Below are 17,463 nucleotides of genomic sequence, written 5' to 3'. Positions count from 1 at the left end.
GGCCCCGGTCGCCCACCGACGGCGGTGGGGTAGCGCGGGGTGCGACAGGGCGAGGGCGATGAGCATCGCGGCCAGGGGCAGGACCACGACGACCTGTCTCCCCGGCCACCAGAAGCCGTGCATCGTCAGGGCGACGTAGACAGCCGTCAGCAGGCCCGCCGCCAGAGGCGCGAGCAGTGCAGGCAGGGAGCGTGGGGGGCTCGTGGCCCCCCCGCCCCGAGATCTGCCGGGGGCGGGCGCACCCGACCGCACCGGGCGTGTTAGCCCCCAGAGCAGCCCGACCGCGGGCACGACGAGGAGCCAGGCGGGTTGCCAGGCCACCAGGCCGTAGCCCTGGTCGACGAACAGGGCTACCCATCGCGTGCTCCGGCCCAGCAGGTCGGGGTCGAAGCCGACGGCGCTGAACTCCCCCCGGGACTGGAAGTGGTCACCGGCGGCGTAGGCGGTCCATCCGCCGTAGACGAGGCGATGCACGACGAGCCAGCCCACCGCGGACAGCGCCAGAGCCGCCGCGGTGACGGCGGCGAGCCGTCTGCTCGCTCGGGCCATTCGCAGCAGGCCGACCGCGGCCAGTGCCGCCGCGACCAGGGTGTACTTCGCCGCGAGCCAGGGAAGGGCGGAGACGGCGAGTACGAGGACGGCGGGGCGCACGGCGCGCCGCGCCGCTCCCGCGGCGACGGTATGCGGCGCGGAGCGCTCGCCGGGTCGATGCGGCGGCACGATGGCTCCCACCGCGACCAGCACGGCCAGAGCGGCGGCGATCTCCGGGTACACCTGGTGGCCGTAGACGGCCAGCGGTGGGCTGACGCCCGCGGCGACCGCCACCGCACCGGCGAGGACCGGCCGCACCTCCCACCGGGTCACCAGCAGCCAGACCGTGGCCGCGGCCACCGCACCGCCCAGGAGGGCCATCAGCGCCTTGGCTCCGACCCAGGCCGGCAGCCCCAGCGCCGGCGCGACCGCCACCGCGGGGGCGAGCATGAGAGGAAGCAGGGGGTCGTGCGGGCTGATCCGGCCCCCGTCGCTCTGCACCGCTGTCTGCACGGGTAGCGGCCCGGGGTGGAACGGACGAGCGCGCCCCTGCACACGCTCGTCCGAGATGTCCAGGTCGCCGTCCTCGACCAGGCTGATCGCGCTGAGCAGGTACTGAGGCTCGTCCACCGCCGCGGCGGCGTTCTGGGTGGCGGGTACGCCGACGCCGGCCAGGGCCACCAGGGTGCTGAGGGCGCCGGACAGAAGCGCGGCCAGGAGCAGGGACCGCTGCCCCGCCGCGGGACGGCCGGAGGTCGCAGGGGTCGAGAGCGTCGCGGGGGGCGTTCCGGGCCCGGGGACGCGCGCGTCCGGCTCACGCGTGGAGCGCAGGGTGTTCTGACGCTCGGAGGGGGGCGCGCTCATGCCGCCACCCGAGTGCTCGGCAGGCTCGCGACGGCGCGGGCCACCGCGTCGGCGAGGTGGGTGACGGGGACGCGGCCGGTCCAGTCGCGCAGCCGGGTGGTGTCGGCGGCGGTGTGCTCGACCTCCGAGTGCGCCGCGGGGACCGTCCGGAGCTGGGTGGGGATGCCGACGGCGGCGCACACGGCCGTGGCGAGCTGAGCCAGCGTATGACCCTGCCCGGTCCCCAGGTTCACCGTGCCGACCCGGCCCGACGCGACCAGCGCCGTCAGGCAGCGGGCCACCTCGCGCACGTCGGTGAGGTCGCGGGTCCGTTCCGGCGAGCCGAGGACGGTCACGTGCCCGGTGCTCCGGGCTTCGTGGGCCCATCGCGAGACCGCCATGTCGGCACGCTGGCCCTCGCCGAGCACGGTGAAGGGGCGCACGACGAGCGCGTGACCGCCGACGGCGGCGCGCTCGGCGCAGACGCGCTCCGTGGCCACCTTGCTCCTCGCGTATCCCCCGCGCGGCCGCAGCGGGTCGTCCTCCCGCAGCGTCCGGTGGCCTGGAGGACCGGTCGGCCCCGCCGGCAGGCCCCCGTAGACGGAGGAGGAGGACAGCACGACGGTGGGGGTGGCGAGCGGGGTGGCCGCGAGGACCGACCGGGCGGCGTCCACGTTGTCGCGCTGGCGCCGGAAGGCGACGTCGGGCCCCGCGTCACGCACCCCCGGGCATCCGGCCAGGTGCACGACCGCCTCGGCCTCGCGCAACGCAGCGCGCATGGCATCGGTGGGGGCGGTCAGCTCGCCCGTCAGCATCGTCATCCCGGCTGGTGGGGCGCCCGACTCGGGCCAGCGCCGGCGGTCCATCACCACGACGCGCTGGTGCTGCGCCAGCGCGGTCCGCACCAGGGTGCGGCCGAGGAAGCCGGAGCCTCCCGTGACGACGATGCTCAAGTGTTCCTCCGGCGGCCTGGCCTGCCGGATCCGAGCCGACGAGACGCGAATTACGTCATGACTATGACGCGTAATGAGGTTAGGGCATCCTTGCCTCATGGACAAACCTCACCCCCAGCCGGCCCGGGGGAGCACGGCGTCCCCGGGACGGCGGCCGACGCCCGGCCTGGGCCGCCTGCGGACGGTGGCGGGTGTGCTGGTGCTGGGCCTGGCGGTGTGGTGGCTCTGGGACCTCGTCGACACCGCGGAGGTGACCCGGGCCGGGGCTGCCGTGCTCGCGGCCCCGCTCGCCACCGTGGGGGCGCTACTCGCTTACGCGGCGGCGTTCGGGCTGCGCACCGTGGTCTGGACCCGGATGCAGCCGGCGCTGCCCTCGGGACAGGCCTGGGCCGCGCTGCACGTCGCGCTGGCGGCCAACCACGTCCTGCCGCTACGCCTGGGGGAGGTGCTGCGCGTCACCAGCGTGCTGCGGCGCACGGCGCTCTCGGCCAGACCGGTCATCGCGGCGGTGGCCCTGCTGCGACTCGGTGACCTCATGGCCCTCGTGGTCATTGCGGCGGTGGCGACCCCGGTCGCGCTCGTCGCCGTGGTCGGGGGCGCCGGGGCGGTGGTGGTCGCGCTGGTCTGCGCCGTGGCCGTGCTCGGGGCGGGATGGTGGTGCGTGCGGGTGGCGCGGGCCACGAGCGCCACGGGCTCACGGGCGCTGCGGTCACCGGACGGGTGGGTGGCGGTGGGCACCGTGTCCGCCTGGCTGCTGGAAGCAGTGGTGCTCTGGGTCGTAGCCGGGACCGCCGGGGTGGGACTGAGCCTGCCCGAGGCGGCCGGGGTCACGGCGATCACCGTCTTCGCGCAGGTGCTGGCGGTCACCCCGGGCGGTGTGGGCACCTACGAGGCCGCAGGCACCGCCGCTCTGCTCGCCCTGGGGGTGGGGGCGCCGGAGGCCTTCGCCGTCGTCCTGCTCACCCACGCCGTCAAGACCGCGTACAGCCTCGCGCTGGGGGCCGTGGCCCTGTTCGCCCCCGCCCCCGGGTACTGGGGCGGGTGGCGGCTGCCGCGCACGGTGCCGCCGCGGGCGACGACCGCGGACCCGGCGCCGGACGACGACGCGCCGGTGGTGGTCTTCCTGCCGGCGCACGACGAGGAGCAGGTCATCGCGTCGGTCATCCGGCGCATCCCCACCGCGGTAGCGGGGCGGGGCGTGCAGGTCCTCGTCATCGACGACGGGTCGAGCGACGCGACCGCACAGGAGGCGCGAGGCGCAGGCGCGGAGGTGCTGAGCCTGGGGCACAACCAGGGTCTCGGAGCGGCGGTGCGACGCGGCCTGGCGGAGGCGGCCGCCCGTGCCCCGGCGGCCGGGGTCTATCTGGACGCCGACGGGGAGTACCCGCCGGAGGAGATCCCGGCCGTCGTGGCTCCGGTGCTGCGCGGTGAGGCCGACTACGTCATCGGCAGCCGGTTCGCCGGGCGGATCGACTCGATGCGGCCCCACCGTCGACTGGGCAACCTGGTGCTGACCCGGTGGCTGCGGTGGACGGCGCGGCGCCGCGACCTCACCGACGGACAGAGCGGGTTCCGCGCCTTCTCCCCGGCCGCGCTGGGTGAGGCGGAGGTCGTCCACGACTACAACTACGCCCAGGTGCTGACGCTGGACCTGCTCGCCAAGGGCTACCGGTACGCCGAGGTGCCGATCAGCTACGCGTTCCGCACCACCGGTACGTCGTTCGTCTCCCTGGGCCGGTACCTGCGCAAGGTGGTGCCGGCCGTGCACCGCGAGCTCAACGGGGCGGCGCGCTGAGCGCTAGTCCTCGACCACGTGCTCGCGGAAGGTCTCCCGCGATCGCCTCCACGCCTCAGCGTCGAAGGTCCCGTCGGCACGGACGGCATCGACGGCGGCGCGGGCCATGACCAGGGCGTGGTGGGTGTTGTCGTGCGTGAAGAGGCCCGAGCGCCCGAGGGTGGTCACGCCGGGCACCACGTCGGCCCAGGCCTCCAGCCGGGCCAGCCGCTGCGCGAAGCCGTGCTCGTACACGGGGTAGACCGCCGGGAGGCGGCGCACGTGCACGGCCGGAGGCGCGCCAGCCGGGCCTTGCACCGGAGGCAGGTCGGCCTCACGCAGCGCCTCGGCCACCACCTCGGCCAGGCGCTCCTCGCTCGCCGTCCAGATCTCGTCGCCCACCGTGCAGGGGATCTCGGCGCAGAGCACGCTGCGCCCGACCGGGTCCTGGGGGCTGTCCCGGTAGTTCATCGGTTCGCTCACCCGGGTGACCGGCGTTCGCCCTGCGGGGAGGTAGTGCGCGTCGTAGGCCGACCACCGTGTCGGTGAGCGCCGGCCGGCGCCGCGCGGTGCGCCCGGCCGGTCGGCGCCCGGCTCGTGGGTGAGGTAGACCAACACCATGGCGCGGAAGCGCAGGCCCTGCGCCGCCGCTGCGACCTCGCCAGGCACGTGGTCATGAGCCAGCCGGGCCAGCAGCGGGATCGGCAGCGTGGAGAAGACCCGCGGCGCCTGCCAGCGGCGCCCGTCGTCGCTGTGCACCACGACCTGGCCGGCCGCGGACTCTTCGGATCCCGCTGGGTTCAGGCCCCGGACGGCGACGCCGGTCTGTACCTCTGCGCCCGCCTCGCGGGCGGCACGCTCCAGGGCTTCGGTGATCTGGCCGAACCCTCGCCGGGGATAGAGGAAGGTCGATCCACGCGGACCGGAGGCCGCGGTCGAGGTCTGCCCCGGTGCGCTGGCGGGGCTCGGTGCCGTACGCGGACGGCGTCGACGCCGGGCCGCCGACCGCAGCACCCGCCAGGCCACCTTGGGCACGGTGTCGGCGCTCACCCGCACCCGCGCCTGCTCGGCGTCGATCTCGGTGCCGTCCAGACCCCAGAGCTTCCGCGCGTAGGGGGCGTACAGCGACTCGTAGACCGTCGGCCCGAGGGAGGCGCGTAGCACGGCCGCGTACGAGGGCCCGGCTTCGCCCGCCACTGGACCAGGGGGCCGCGCGCGTCCGACCCGGCGTAGTCGGCGCGTGAGCGCGCGCGCTGTCGAGGCGGCGGTGTCCACCGCTACCCGCGCGACCCAGCCCGGGGGCATGGAGCGGGCCAGGTCGACCGGCTGCAGCGGGAACTCGACCCAGCCGTCCCCGAGGCGCAGCCGCCCACGGCGGGGCCGACGCTGCAGGTCCTCACCCAGCAGCCGCTGCAGCCGCGCCAGCACCTCCGGCGGGGTGACCGGATGCAGCCGGTGGCTGCCGTGGTCCACGCGGACGCCGTCGACCTCGAAGCTGGCCGCCATCCCGCCCGTGGTCGTGGCGCGCTCCAGCAGCACCACGTCGAGCCCCCGCTCGGCCGCCTCCCACGCGGTCGCCAGCCCTGCCGGCCCGGCACCGAGCACGAGCACGTCGCTGCTGCGTACCGGCCCTGCCTGGACGGGGCGCGGCGGGGTGGACATGGCCCGCGACCCTACCGGGTTGGACACGACACCTCCGAGCGTTGCTAAGGTTCACCTTACTGAATTACGTCACACATCTATGACTTATGGAGGCATCGTGATCCGTCGCCCACGACTGGTCCTGGCTGCGGCCCTGTTGAGCAGCTCCGCCCTCGTGGCGTGTTCGGACGACGGATCGGGGGTGACTGACCTCGGCAGCGAGTCCGGCGGGTCCGGCGGGTCCGGCAGTGGGTCCGGATCCGGAAGCGGGTCGGGCTCGGATAGCGGGTCCGGAAGCGGGTCGGGCTCCGGAAGCGGCTTGGGCTCGGATCTGCAACAGGGCTCGGACAACGAGCTCGTCACCGAGGCGGTCACCGCTTACCAGGCCTACGTGCAGGAGCAGGTCCAGCTCACCCGGGCGCAGACCCAGGAGCTCACCGATGCGGTCCGCGACGGTGAGCTCGAGGCCGCGCAGGAGGCCTACGCGCCCTCGCGGGAAGGCTGGGAGCGGATCGAGCCGATCGCCGGCCTGATACCCGAGCTCGACGGCACGCTGGACTCCCGCGTCGACGACTTCGAGGGCGTGGACGACCCCGAGTTCACCGGATGGCACCGGCTGGAGTACCTGCTGTTCGAGGAGGAGACGACCGAGGGCGGCACCGAGTACGCCGACCAGCTGGATGCGGACCTGAAGACCCTGTCGGAGGAGATCGAGTCCCTCGACATCCCGGCCGCCGCCGTGCCGGTCGGCGCCTCGGAGCTCATCGAGGAGGTCTCGCAGGGCAAGATCACTGGCGAGGAGAACCGGTACGCCAAGACCGACCTGTGGGACCTGGCCGCCAACGTCGAGGGCGCCGAGGTCGCGATCGAGCTGCTCAACCCGGCGCTGGAGGAGGCCGACCCGGACCTGGCGGCCCAGCTGGACTCCTCCTTCGCCGAGCTGGAGTCCACCCTGGAGCCGCTGCGTGACGGCGACGGATGGGTGCTGTACTGCCTCGAAGACGACGAGTACCCCTCCGACCGCTGCCCCGAGGTGACCGTGGAGCCGGAGGTCGTCGACCAGCTGCAGTCCCAGACCGCGGCCCTGTCCGAGCAGACCTCGCAGGTGGCCGGAGCGCTGGGGCTGGAGGAATGAGCTCAGGCTGCCCCATGGCCCCGGGGCGGCGGCAGGTGCTCACCGCCGCCCTCGGGTCCGTCGGTGCAGCCGTCGGCCTGGCCGCCTGCAGCGATGGCGACCGCGAGGAGAACCGCAACGCGGCAGGCTCGCCCGGGCAGGGTGGCGGCCGCACGCCGGGGCGGGTTGCGTTCAGCGGCGCGCATCAGCCGGCGATCACGGCGACGCCGGTGCCGGCCCTGGCTTCGCTCGCGGCTTTCCGGGTCACGGCGCAGGACCGGGCTGGGCTGACCGAGATGTTCGCTGAGCTCAGCACCACGGTGGCCGACCTGATGGCCGGCCGGATGCCGGAGAGCCGCGACCCGGCATACCCCCCGATGGAGACCGGCATCCTGGGCCCGGACCCGCCGCCGGACGACCTCGGCATCGTCGTGAGCGTGGGGGCGAGCCTGTTCGACGACCGGTTCGGGCTCGAAGACCGGGCCCCGCGGGAGCTGGTGACCATGCCCTTCCTGGCCAACGACCGGCTCGACTCCGAGCGCTCCCACGGCGACCTGCTGGTCAGCATCGAGGCCCAGCACGACGACACCATCCAGCACGCCCTGCGCCAGATCATGCGGGCCACCCGGCGCCACCTCGTGCTGGCCTGGACCGGGGAGGGCTACGCACGCGGCTCTGAGGGCGCGGGCCAGCAGACTCCCCGCAACCTGCTCGGTTTCAAGGACGGGACGGCGAACCTCGACTCCTCCGACGCCGAGCTGATGCAGCGCCACGTCTGGGTGGCGGACGGCGACGACGAGCCCGCCTGGTCGGTAGGCGGCTCCTACCAGGTCGTGCGGGTGATCCGGATGCTGGTGGAGTTCTGGGACCGCACCCGCCTGTCCGAGCAGGAGGCGGTCATCGGGCGGCACAAGGACAGCGGTGCCCCGCTGGGAGGGACCGAGGAGTTCGCCGAGGTCGACTTCTCCGGCGACCCCGACGGACGGCGCACTCCGCTGGACTCGCACATCCGCCTGGCCAACCCGCGGACCGCGGAGACCGCCGACCAGCTCATGCTGCGCCGAGGCTTCTCCTACACCCGGGGGGTCGACAAGGCGGGCCAGCTCGACCAGGGCCTGGCGTTCGTGTCCTACCAACGCTCGCTGAGCACCTTCCTGGCCGTGCAGGAGCGCCTCAACGGTGAGCCGCTCGAGGAGTACATCCGGCCCGAGGGTGGAGGCTTCTTCTTCGCTCTGCCCGGGGTCGAGGACGAGGACACCTCGCTGGGCGCGGCGCTCCTGGCGTAGCCCTCGCGGCGGGGGTGGACCTGCTCAGCTCAGCCGACGACGCCGAAAGCGGCCAGCAGCGACTGCACACCCAGGCCGATGGCGACCAGCACCACGATGCCCCCGATGATGTTGGCGCTTCGACCGTTGGTGTGCTTGCCGAGCAGGTCGCTGCGGTTCATGACCACGAGCAGGAAGACGGCGATGATCGGCAGGATCAGCCCGTTGGCGGCCTGGGCGAAGACGATGAGCTCGGTGGGGCTCGACCCGATGGCCGCGAAGGTGGCGCCGACGACGATGATCAGCGCCCAGATGGCCTTGAACTTCGGGTCGGCCAGGTCGCGCTTCCACCCGAACGCTCCCGCAGTGCCGTAGGCGGCGGCCAACGGGGCGGTCACCGAGCTGGTCACCCCGGCGGCGAGCAGGCCGAACGCGAAGAAGTACTCGGCGACGGGGCCCAGCAGCGGCTCGAGCGCGGTGGCCATGTCGGCCGCGGTCTTCACGTCGTTGCCGGTGCCGAACAGGGCAGCGGCGGCGGTGGTGAGGATGGCGATGGTCACCAGGCCGCCGATGCTGACCGACAGGCGCGTGTCGAGCTTGGCCTCGCGCACCGCGAGGTCCGTCGGCACGTCGGTGCCCCACTTGTCCTGCACGCTGCTGGCGTGCAGGAACAGGTTGTAGGGCACCACGGTGGTGCCGATGAGGGCCACGACGGTCAGGGTGGAGCCCGTGGGTGCCGTGGGGACCAGCCCCGAGAGCAGCTCGCCGATGCTGGGGGTGACCATGACCGCGGTGACGAGGAAGACGATGCCCATGGCGACGACCAGCCAGACCAGGACCCGCTCGACCACGCGGTAGGAGCCCGTCGCGAGGAGGCCGGCCGCCAGGGCGGCCACGAGCAGCGACCAGATCGTGGTGCCGCCGCCGAACACGGTGTCCAGAGCCAGGGCGGCGCCGGTCAGGTTGCCGCCCTCGAACGCTGCGGTGCCGATGGTGATGGCCCCGATGACCAGGATGATGGCCAGCACCTTGATGACCGCGTTGTCGAAGGTCGAGCGCAGAGCCTCCCCCAGGCCCTCACGGCTCACCACGCCGAGCCGGGCACACATCTCCTGCAGCACGATGGCGGCGACGACGCTGAAGACGATGGCCCACAGCAGCGCGAAGCCGTAGCTGGAGCCGGCGACGCTGGCCGTGGTCACCGTCCCCGGGCCGATGAAGGCGGCCGCGACGAGCAGGCCGGGACCGAGGTTCTTCAGCGTCGTCTTCAGGCTTCGCTTCTCCTGCGGCGCTTCGGAGTCTGCGGTCTGCTCGGACATGCGGGGGTCCTCCTTGGCGCCGGGCGGTGGCTGACAGTGTTCCGCCTGTATGGGGCCTTGTCCACGAGTCGGGCTGCCCGCCACCACCCGCCTGCTGGCGAATCTTCCACGGATGACACAGTCGGGGGGTGAACACATCGTCGGCCTCCGGTACGGACTCGAGCCAGGCGCAGGTGCCGAGCCAGACCCCGCACGACGGCGCAGAAGGCTCCGAGAACGCGGCCGGCCCGCCCGGTGACGATGCGGCATCGGGTGCCCGGGTCTCCGAGGCCGGGGGTGCGAGCCTGAACGAGGAGACCAGCGAGGGCGGGGCCGACGCGGTTCCCGACACCCACGGCTGAGGCCCGGGGGGTCCACACTGGGCCCATGGCCGACCTGGACGCGTTGCTCGATGAGCTGAGGGCCGAGGCCGGCGGGTCACCGGACGCCGACGGGCTCTACGCGGCGTTCGAGCGGTGGTCGTGCGAGCAGGGAACGCCCTTGTACCCCCACCAGGACGAGGCCATCATCGACCTGCTGGCCGGTTCGCACGTGATCCTGTCCACGCCGACCGGCTCCGGGAAGTCGCTGGTCGCCACGGCGGCCCACCTGCATGCCCTGGCCACCGACCGGGTCAGCTTCTACACCGCGCCGATCAAGGCGCTGGTCAGCGAGAAGTTCTTCGCGTTGGTCCGGCTCTTCGGGGCTGAGGACGTCGGCATGGTCACCGGCGACGCCTCGGTCAACCCCGACGCTCCCATCATCTGCTGCACCGCGGAGATCCTGGCCCAGATCGCGCTGCGTGAGGGCCCGGATGCTGACGTCGGCCTGGTGGTGATGGACGAGTTCCACTTCTACTCCGAGCCCGACCGCGGCTGGGCCTGGCAGGTGCCGCTGCTGGTCCTGCACCGGGCACAGTTCCTCCTCATGTCGGCGACTCTGGGCGACGTCGGCGCCATCGCCGAGGACCTGACCCGGCGCACCAGCCGTGAGGTCGCGGTGGTCGCCGAGGCGCCCCGGCCAGTGCCGTTGTCCTTCACGTGGTCGATGACCCCACTGCCGGAGACCATCGCCGAGCTGCTGCAGACCCACCAGGCGCCGGTGTACATCGTGCACTTCACCCAGAAGGAGGCTCTGGAGCGGGCGCAGGCGCTGACCTCGGTGCGGATGCTCAGCCGGCCCGAGCGCGACGCCGTCGCCGCCCGGATCGGAGACTTCCGGTTCACCGCCGGGTTCGGCCGGACCCTGTCGGCGCTGGTCCGCAGCGGGATCGGGGTGCATCACGCCGGCATGTTGCCGCGCTACCGGCGCCTGGTGGAGCAGCTGGCGCAGGACGGGCTGCTGAAGGTGGTCTGCGGCACGGACACCCTGGGGGTCGGCATCAACGTGCCCATCCGCACCGTCCTGTTCACCGGGTTGGCCAAGTTCGACGGCTCGCGCCAGCGGGTGCTGCGCACGCGGGAGTTCCAGCAGATCGCCGGCCGAGCCGGGCGGGCCGGCTACGACACCAGTGGCTACGTCGTGGTGCAGGCCCCGGAGCACGTGATCGTCAACGAGCGAGCGCTAGCCAAGATCGGCGACGACCCGAAGAAGCGCCGCTCGTATGCCCGCAAGAAGCCGCCCGAGGGCTTCGTCGGCTGGACCGAGGAGACGTTCCGCAAGCTCGTCGACGGCCGGCCGGAGGCCCTGGCTCCCCGGATGAAGGTCGACCACTCGATCATCCTCAACACGGTCGCCCGCCCCGGTGACCCGGTGGCCCACCTGAGCGCGCTGGTGCGGGACAACCACGACTCCCGCGCCGCCCAGGTGCGCCTGGCCCGGCGGGCGATCACGCTGTCGCGGTCGCTGCTGGAGACCGGCGTCCTGCGGCGGCTGCCCGAGCCCGCCGGCGACGGTCGCACCGTCGACCTCGCGCCCGGAGTGGCGCACAACTTCGCGCTCAACCAGCCCTTGGCCCCGTTCGCTCTGGCCGCACTGGAGCTCCTCGACCCCGACGCGCCGAGCTACGCCCTCGACGTGGTCTCCGTGGTCGAGGCGGTGCTGGAGGACCCAAGACAGGTGCTCTTCGCCCAGCGTTCGAAGGCCAAGGGCGAGGCGGTCGCGCAGATGAAGGCCGACGGGATCGACTACGACGAACGCATGGAGCGGCTGGAGGAGGTGACCTGGCCCCAGCCGCTTCTCGAGCTGCTGGAGGCCAGCCTGTCGGTCTACCGGCAGAGCCACCCGTGGGTCCGCGAGGACGCGCTCAGCCCGAAGTCGGTGGTGCGGGACATGTACGAGCGGGCCATGAGCTTCACCGAGCTCGTCGGCTTCTACCAGCTGGCTCGCTCGGAGGGCGTGGTGCTGCGCTACCTCAGCGACGCCTACCGCACCCTGCGCCAGACGGTTCCCGAGGAGGCCGTCGACGAGCGACTGGCCGACCTGCTCGAGTGGCTGGGCGAGACCATCCGGCAGACCGACTCCTCGCTCCTGGAGGAATGGGAGGCGCTGAGCCACCCTGCGGCGCTCGTCGCCGAGTCGGGGCCGCCGCGACCCGCCCCCGAGACGCTGCGCCCCGTGACCGGAAACGCGCGAGCCTTCCGCGTGATGGTGCGCAACGCGATGTTCCGCCGGGTCGAGCTGGCGGCGAGAGACCAGTGGCGCAGCCTGCACGAGCTCGACTCCGCGGTCGCGGCGCTCCCCGAGCCCGCGCGCCAGCCGGTCATGAGCCTGCAGGACTGGGACGACGCCCTGGGTTGTTACTTCGCCGAGCACGACGAGATCGGCACCGGCGCGGACGCGCGCGGACCGGACCTGCTGCACATCGAGACGATCGAAGGCGACCCGCTCGGCGCCGGTGTCCCGGCCGGCGCAAGCGAGCCGCCCGCGCCGGTGGCGCTGTGGGCGGTCCGACAGACGCTCGTGGACCCGGCCGGCGACCGCGACTGGGTGATCGAGGCGACGTGCGACCTGCCGGCCTCGGACGAGGTCGGGGAGCCGATGCTGCTCGCCACCGCCATGCGGCGCCTGGGTGGATGAGCCGGACGGCTGGCGACGGCTGCTCTACATTGACAAGCGATGACCTGGTCTCGCGGCGTTGTCCGGGCGACCGTCCTGGGGGCGGCCGTGCTCGTCAGCTCGTCCGGCTGCGGGCTCGGCGCCGAGCGGGCCCCGTCGGCCGAGGTCGGCGACTGCCTCGACATGGCCACCGTCGACCAGGCGCAGGTCAGCGAGATCCCCACCGTGGACTGCGGCGAGCCGCACGACGGCCAGGTCGTGCACGCCTTCGACATGAACGGCGAGGGCTACCCGAGCGACCGGGAGTGGAGCCGGGCCATCGAGCAGGAGTGCACCCAGGGGTTCGAGGACTTCGTGGGGACGTCCTACGGCGAGTCCGCCCTGCTGGTGCAGGACCTGTCGCCGACCAGGGGCTCCTGGGAGTCAGGGGACCGCCAGGTGCTCTGCGTGGCTTTCCTGTCTGACGGCACGACCTCGAAGACCTTCGAGGACGCCGAGATCTGACCCGGCGGCACGGCGAGCCGACCCCTGCTGGTGGGACACGGCCTCGAGGGTTCTACCGGCCGCGTCACACCACGCCGACCAGGTACTCGCGCAGGTCGACGCGGACCGGCATGAGGTAGACGTTGTCGCCACGGCTGCGCGCGAAGGCGACGGCCTGGGCGGCGAACGCACGCTGCCGGTCCAGGGTCAGCTCGAAGTCCCGGGGGAAGACGGCGAGGTTGCGCCGCCGCCAGTACCGCAGCGAGGCCTGCGTCGTCACCGTCGTGGCGCCCCACCACACCGGCACGCCCGCGGGCAGGAGCCCCGCCCAGGCCTGCATCAGGGTCACGTCGAAGAACGGCTGGGTGAAGAAGCCGGCCGCCCCGGCCTCCAGCTTGCGCTCGGCGTACTCCAGCTCCTGCCAGGGCGCGTGCCGGTAGGGGTCCAGGCCCGCGTACACCCGCAGGTGCGGCAGCTCGCAGCGCAACCGCGCGATCGCCGCCAGGGCGGACACCCCCTCGTACTCGGCATCGGGCTCATCCGGCAGGTCGCCGGTGACCACCAGCACCTCCTCGATCCCGGCGCGGGACAGGGCCCGCAGCATCGGCAGGGCGCGGGAGGGCGCGAGGTCCGCGGCGCGGATGTGTGGGATGGTCGCGTAGTCCGCCACGGTCTCCTTCGCCACGGCGCAGGCGTCCCAGCTGGACAGGTCGAACTTCGTCAGGTCGGGCACGTTGATCGTGTCCACCGTGTCGAGGTGCTCGGCCACCGTGGTCACGTCGGCCTGCACCGACGCGACGCTGCGGGGGACCAGCTCGACCGAGATCCGGCTCACGGCTGGTAGCCCAGGTTGGGCGCCAGCCACCGCTCGGCCTGCTCGAGCGGCCATCCCTTGCGCTCGGCGTAGTCGGCCACCTGGTCGCGCGCGATCTTGCCCAAGGCGAAGTAGGCCGACTCGGGGTGCGCGAAGTACAGGCCGCAGACCGCCGAGTTCGGCGTCATGGCGAAGGACTCGGTCAGCGCCATGCCGACCTGCTCGGCACCGAGCAGGGCGAAGACCGTCTCCTTCTCGGTGTGGTCCGGCTGCGCCGGGTAGCCCGGGGCGGGCCGGATGCCGTGATACCGCTCCTTGATCACGTCGTGCAGGCTGAGGTCCTCCTGCGCCGCGTAGCCCCACCAGTGCCGACGTACCTCGCGGTGCGCCCACTCGGCGAACGCCTCGGCCAGCCGGTCGGCGAGTACCTGCACCATGATGGCGCTGTAGTCGTCACCGGCGTCGCGGTGCCGCGCGGCGACCGTGTCGGCGCCGTGGATGGCGACGGCGAACCCGCCCAGGTGGTCGTTCCCGCCCTCGGGGGCCACGAAGTCGGCGAGGGCGGTGTAGCTGCCGCTGCGGCGCTCGCGCTGCTGACGCAGGGTGTGCAGCCGGACCGGGTCGGCCACGCCGGCCTCGAGCGGTGCCGATCCGCGGTCATCCGGCGCGCAGCCGACGACGATGTCGTCACCGTCCCGGTACGCCCGCCAGAGGGCCACCACCCCGCGCGCGCTCACCTCGTCGTCGGCGAGCAGCTGAGCCAGCATCGCCTGGGCGTCGGAGAACACTTCGCGGGCCTGGGCGCCCTGCTTGGGGTCCTGCAGGATCTGGGGGTAGCTGCCGCGCAGCTCCCAGGCGGTGAAGAACGGTGTCCAGTCGATGAGCTCGCTGAGCTGCGCCAGTGAGGGCTCGAGCAGGTGCCGCCCCGGGTGAGCCGGAGCCGGTACGGGCGTCGGGTCCACCGTCCGGGCCTCCTGGCGAGCCTGCGGCAGCGGCACCAGCGTGCTCTGGCGGCCGCTGTGCCGGGCCCGCAGCTCGTCGTACTGGGCAGCCACGCTGTCGGCGAGCGAGTCCTGTCGATGGATCGCGTCGGCGGTGACTCCCACCGCGCGGCTGGCGTCGAGCACGTGCACGACCGTGCCCTCGTAGGCGGGGTCGATCTTCACGGCCGTGTGCGCGGTGCTCGTGGTCGCGCCCCCGATGAGCAGCGGGGTGCTCATCCCGCGACGGGACATCTCGGTGGCCAGCGACACCATCTCGTCCAGGCTGGGCGTGATGAGCCCCGAGGCGCCGATGACGTCGGCCCCGATCTCCTCGGCGTGCGCGAGGATCTTCTCGGCCGGCACCATCACCCCCAGGTCGCTGACCTCGTACCCGTTGCACGCCAGCACGACGCCGACGATGTTCTTGCCGATGTCGTGCACGTCGCCCTTCACCGTGGCCAGCACAACCTTGCCCTTGCTGTGCGCCGCGCCGCTGGCGGCGGCCGCCTGCTCCATGTACGGAGTGAGGTGGCCGACCGCCTTCTTCATCACCCGAGCCGACTTCACCACCTGCGGCAGGAACATCTTGCCGCTGCCGAAGAGGTCGCCCACGACGTTCATGCCGTCCATGAGCGGGCCCTCGATCACCGCCAGCGCCGAGCCCATCTGCTGGTAGGCCTCCTCGGCGTCGTCGACGGCGTAGTCGCTGATCCCGTGCACCAGGGAATGACGCAGTCGCTCGGCGACCCCGCTCTCGCGCCAGGCCTGGGTGGCGGCGGGGCCGGCCCCGCCGCGTGCGCTCGTCGAGGCATACCGACCGGCCAGCTCGATCAGCCGGTCCGTCGCGTCCGGGGTCCGGGCCAGCACGACATCCTCCACCGCCTCCCGCAGCGGCGGGTCGATGTCTGCGTACACCCCGAGCATGCCGGCGTTGACGATGCCCATGTCCAGCCCGGCCGCGATGGCGTGGTAGAGGAAGACGGTGTGCATGGCCTCGCGCACGGTGTTGTTGCCGCGGAAGCTGAACGAGACGTTGCTGATGCCGCCGCTGACCCGGGCGTGCGGCAGGTTCGCCTTGATCCACCGGGTGGCGTCGATGAAGTCCAGGGCGTAGCGGTCGTGCTCGCTCATGCCGGTGGCCACCGTGAGCACGTTCGGGTCGAAGATGATGTCGCGGGGGTCCATGCCCACCCGCGTCGTGAGCAGGTCGTAGGCGCGCCGGCAGACGGCGGTGCGCCGGTCCAGCGTGTCGGCCTGTCCGTCCTCGTCGAAGGCCATGACGACCACAGCAGCGCCGTAGGCCCGCACCAGCGCTGCACGCTCGCAGAACGCGTCCGCGCCGTCCTTGAGCGACAGCGAGTTGACCACGCCCTTGCCTTGCAGGCACTGCATCCCGGCCTCGAGCACCTCGAAGCGCGAGGAGTCGACCATCACCGGCACCCGGGCCACGTCCGGTTCGGCGGCCAGCAGGTTGAGCAGGTGCGTCATCGTCTCCGGGCCGTCGATCATCCCCTCGTCCACGTTGACGTCGATCATCTGTGCCCCGGCCTCGACCTGTTGCCGGGCGATCCGGACGCAACCGTCCCAGTCGCCGGCGGTGACGGCCTGGGCGAAGCGGGGTGAGCCGGTCACGTTGGTGCGCTCGCCGACGTTGACGAAGTTGGTCTGCGGCGTGAGGGTGAAGGCCTCCAGGCCGCTGGTGCGCAGGCTCCGGTCCGGAGCAGAGGCAGCCGACCGGCGAGCCCGCCGGGGCGTGATGCCCCGGGTCGCCTCCGCGAGCACGCGGATGTGCTCCGGTGTGGTGCCGCAGCAGCCCCCCAGGATGTCGAGCAGGCCTTCCTCGGCGAACTCGCGCAGGGTCGTCGCCATCTGCTCCGGCGTCTCGTCGTAGCCGCCGAAAGCGTTGGGCAGGCCGGCGTTGGGGTAGGCGGAGACGAGCGGCCCCCCGCCGCGTCCGGACAGGCGGGCCGCCTCGCCCAGCTCGCGCAGGTGTGGGCGCATCGCCTCGGGCCCCAGGGCACAGTTCAACCCGATGCTGAACAGGTCCACGTGCTCGACGGAGACGGCGAACGCCTCCGGGGTCTGCCCCGACAGCGTGCGCCCGGAAGCGTCGGTGATCGTCCCCGACAGCATGACCGGCACCTCGCGCGGTGCGGTCGCAAGCACCTCCGCGATGGCGTGCAGCGCCGCCTTCGCGTTCAGGGTGTCGAACACGGTCTCCACCAAGAGCAGGTCGGCGCCGCCGTCGACCAGACCCTGGGCCTGCTGCGCGTACGCCTCGCGCAGCTGCGTATAGGTGACCGCGCGGTACTCCGGCCGCTCCACGTCCGGGGAGAGGGAGGCCGTGCGGTTGGTGGGCCCCATGGCCCCGGCGACGAAGCGCGCCCGGCCGTCGCCGGCCTCGAGCTCGTCGGCCACCTCGCGCGCGATCCGCGCGGCCTCCCGGTTCAGCTGACCGACCAGGTGAGCGGTCGCATAGTCCGCCTGGGCGATCGAGGTGGAGGAGAAGGTGTTCGTGCTGCTGATGTCCGCCCCGGCCTCGAAGTAGGCGCGGTGCACCCCCGCGACGACATCGGGACGGCTCAGCTGCAGCAGGTCGAAGTTGCCCCGGTAGGAGCGGTCGGGATCGGCTCCGGCGAAACGGAAGTCGGCCTCGCCGAGGTCGGCCTGCTGCAGCATCGAGCCCCACGCGCCGTCGAGGACGAGGAGACGCTCGGTGGCGAGGGTGCGTAGTCGGTCGATGCGAGCCGTCGTCAAGGTCACCGAC

General features: G+C 72.9%; 11 protein-coding genes and 1 pseudogene. 6 read left to right on the top strand and 6 right to left on the bottom strand.

What is annotated here, in order from left to right; all coding sequences use genetic code 11:
• Together VJ976_RS03160 and VJ976_RS03155 are read right to left on the bottom strand one after the other, a co-directional pair.
• Positions 1-1,395 (bottom strand): annotated as a pseudogene (locus tag VJ976_RS03160) (hypothetical protein); the annotation flags it as partial.
• Positions 1,392-2,327 carry an NAD(P)-dependent oxidoreductase gene (locus VJ976_RS03155; RefSeq protein ID WP_324098653.1) on the bottom strand — a complete coding sequence of 312 codons (936 nt, stop codon included), beginning with the start codon at positions 2,325-2,327 and terminating at the stop codon, positions 1,392-1,394. The gene VJ976_RS03155 and the pseudogene VJ976_RS03160, both read right to left, overlap by 4 nt.
• Positions 2,328-2,424: 97 nt before the next feature.
• On the opposite strand from VJ976_RS03155, the gene VJ976_RS03150 reads away from it, so the two are divergent.
• Positions 2,425-4,122 (top strand): glycosyltransferase, encoded by a 1,698-nt coding sequence (locus tag VJ976_RS03150; protein WP_324098652.1) that lies wholly within the window; start codon positions 2,425-2,427, stop codon positions 4,120-4,122.
• 3 nt (positions 4,123-4,125) lie between these two features.
• On the opposite strand, the gene VJ976_RS03145 is transcribed toward VJ976_RS03150, so the two are convergent.
• Entirely contained in the window at positions 4,126-5,763 is a 1,638-nt protein-coding gene (locus VJ976_RS03145) for a protoporphyrinogen/coproporphyrinogen oxidase (RefSeq protein WP_324098651.1), read from the bottom strand.
• A gap of 97 nt (positions 5,764-5,860) precedes the next feature.
• Here VJ976_RS03145 and VJ976_RS03140 point away from each other — a divergent pair, with 97 nt between their 5' ends.
• Positions 5,861-6,877: an EfeM/EfeO family lipoprotein gene (locus VJ976_RS03140; RefSeq protein WP_324098650.1), complete on the top strand. Its 1,017-nt coding sequence runs from the start codon at positions 5,861-5,863 to the stop codon at positions 6,875-6,877.
• On the top strand, positions 6,874-8,142 hold the full coding sequence (locus VJ976_RS03135) for a Dyp-type peroxidase (RefSeq protein WP_324098649.1): 1,269 nt from the start codon (positions 6,874-6,876) through the stop codon (positions 8,140-8,142). The genes VJ976_RS03140 and VJ976_RS03135 overlap by 4 nt, the downstream gene beginning before the upstream one ends.
• Before the next feature lie 29 nt (positions 8,143-8,171).
• On the opposite strand, the gene VJ976_RS03130 is transcribed toward VJ976_RS03135, so the two are convergent.
• The gene (locus VJ976_RS03130) at positions 8,172-9,440 is read right to left on the bottom strand and encodes an Nramp family divalent metal transporter (protein ID WP_324098648.1); all 1,269 of its coding nucleotides are present in this window, start codon (positions 9,438-9,440) and stop codon (positions 8,172-8,174) included.
• Positions 9,441-9,568: 128 nt separating this feature from the next.
• Here VJ976_RS03130 and VJ976_RS03125 point away from each other — a divergent pair, with 128 nt between their 5' ends.
• Genes VJ976_RS03125 through VJ976_RS03115 form a run of 3 tightly spaced genes read left to right on the top strand, consistent with a single transcriptional unit; the run spans position 9,569 to position 12,920 of the window.
• Positions 9,569-9,781 (top strand): hypothetical protein, encoded by a 213-nt coding sequence (locus VJ976_RS03125; RefSeq protein WP_324098647.1) that lies wholly within the window; start codon positions 9,569-9,571, stop codon positions 9,779-9,781.
• Positions 9,782-9,806: 25 nt separating this feature from the next.
• Positions 9,807-12,437: a DEAD/DEAH box helicase gene (locus tag VJ976_RS03120; protein WP_324098646.1), complete on the top strand. Its 2,631-nt coding sequence runs from the start codon at positions 9,807-9,809 to the stop codon at positions 12,435-12,437.
• 39 nt (positions 12,438-12,476) lie between these two features.
• Positions 12,477-12,920, top strand: coding sequence for a septum formation family protein (locus VJ976_RS03115; protein WP_324098645.1), 444 nt, complete (start codon positions 12,477-12,479; stop codon positions 12,918-12,920).
• 64 nt (positions 12,921-12,984) lie between these two features.
• Here VJ976_RS03115 and VJ976_RS03110 read toward each other — a convergent pair whose 3' ends face one another.
• Both VJ976_RS03110 and metH read right to left on the bottom strand, forming a co-directional pair.
• Positions 12,985-13,734 (bottom strand): methylenetetrahydrofolate reductase, encoded by a 750-nt coding sequence (locus VJ976_RS03110; RefSeq protein ID WP_324098644.1) that lies wholly within the window; start codon positions 13,732-13,734, stop codon positions 12,985-12,987.
• Positions 13,731-17,459: a methionine synthase gene (metH, locus tag VJ976_RS03105; protein WP_324098654.1), complete on the bottom strand. Its 3,729-nt coding sequence runs from the start codon at positions 17,457-17,459 to the stop codon at positions 13,731-13,733. The genes VJ976_RS03110 and metH overlap by 4 nt, the downstream gene beginning before the upstream one ends.
• Positions 17,460-17,463 lie beyond the last annotated feature (4 nt).

The organism is Ornithinimicrobium sp. (assembly GCF_035267225.1).
Classification (GTDB): domain Bacteria; phylum Actinomycetota; class Actinomycetes; order Actinomycetales; family Dermatophilaceae; genus Ornithinicoccus.
The sequence above is the reverse complement of the archived record's forward strand: the minus strand, read 5'-3'. Positions and strand labels throughout refer to the sequence as shown.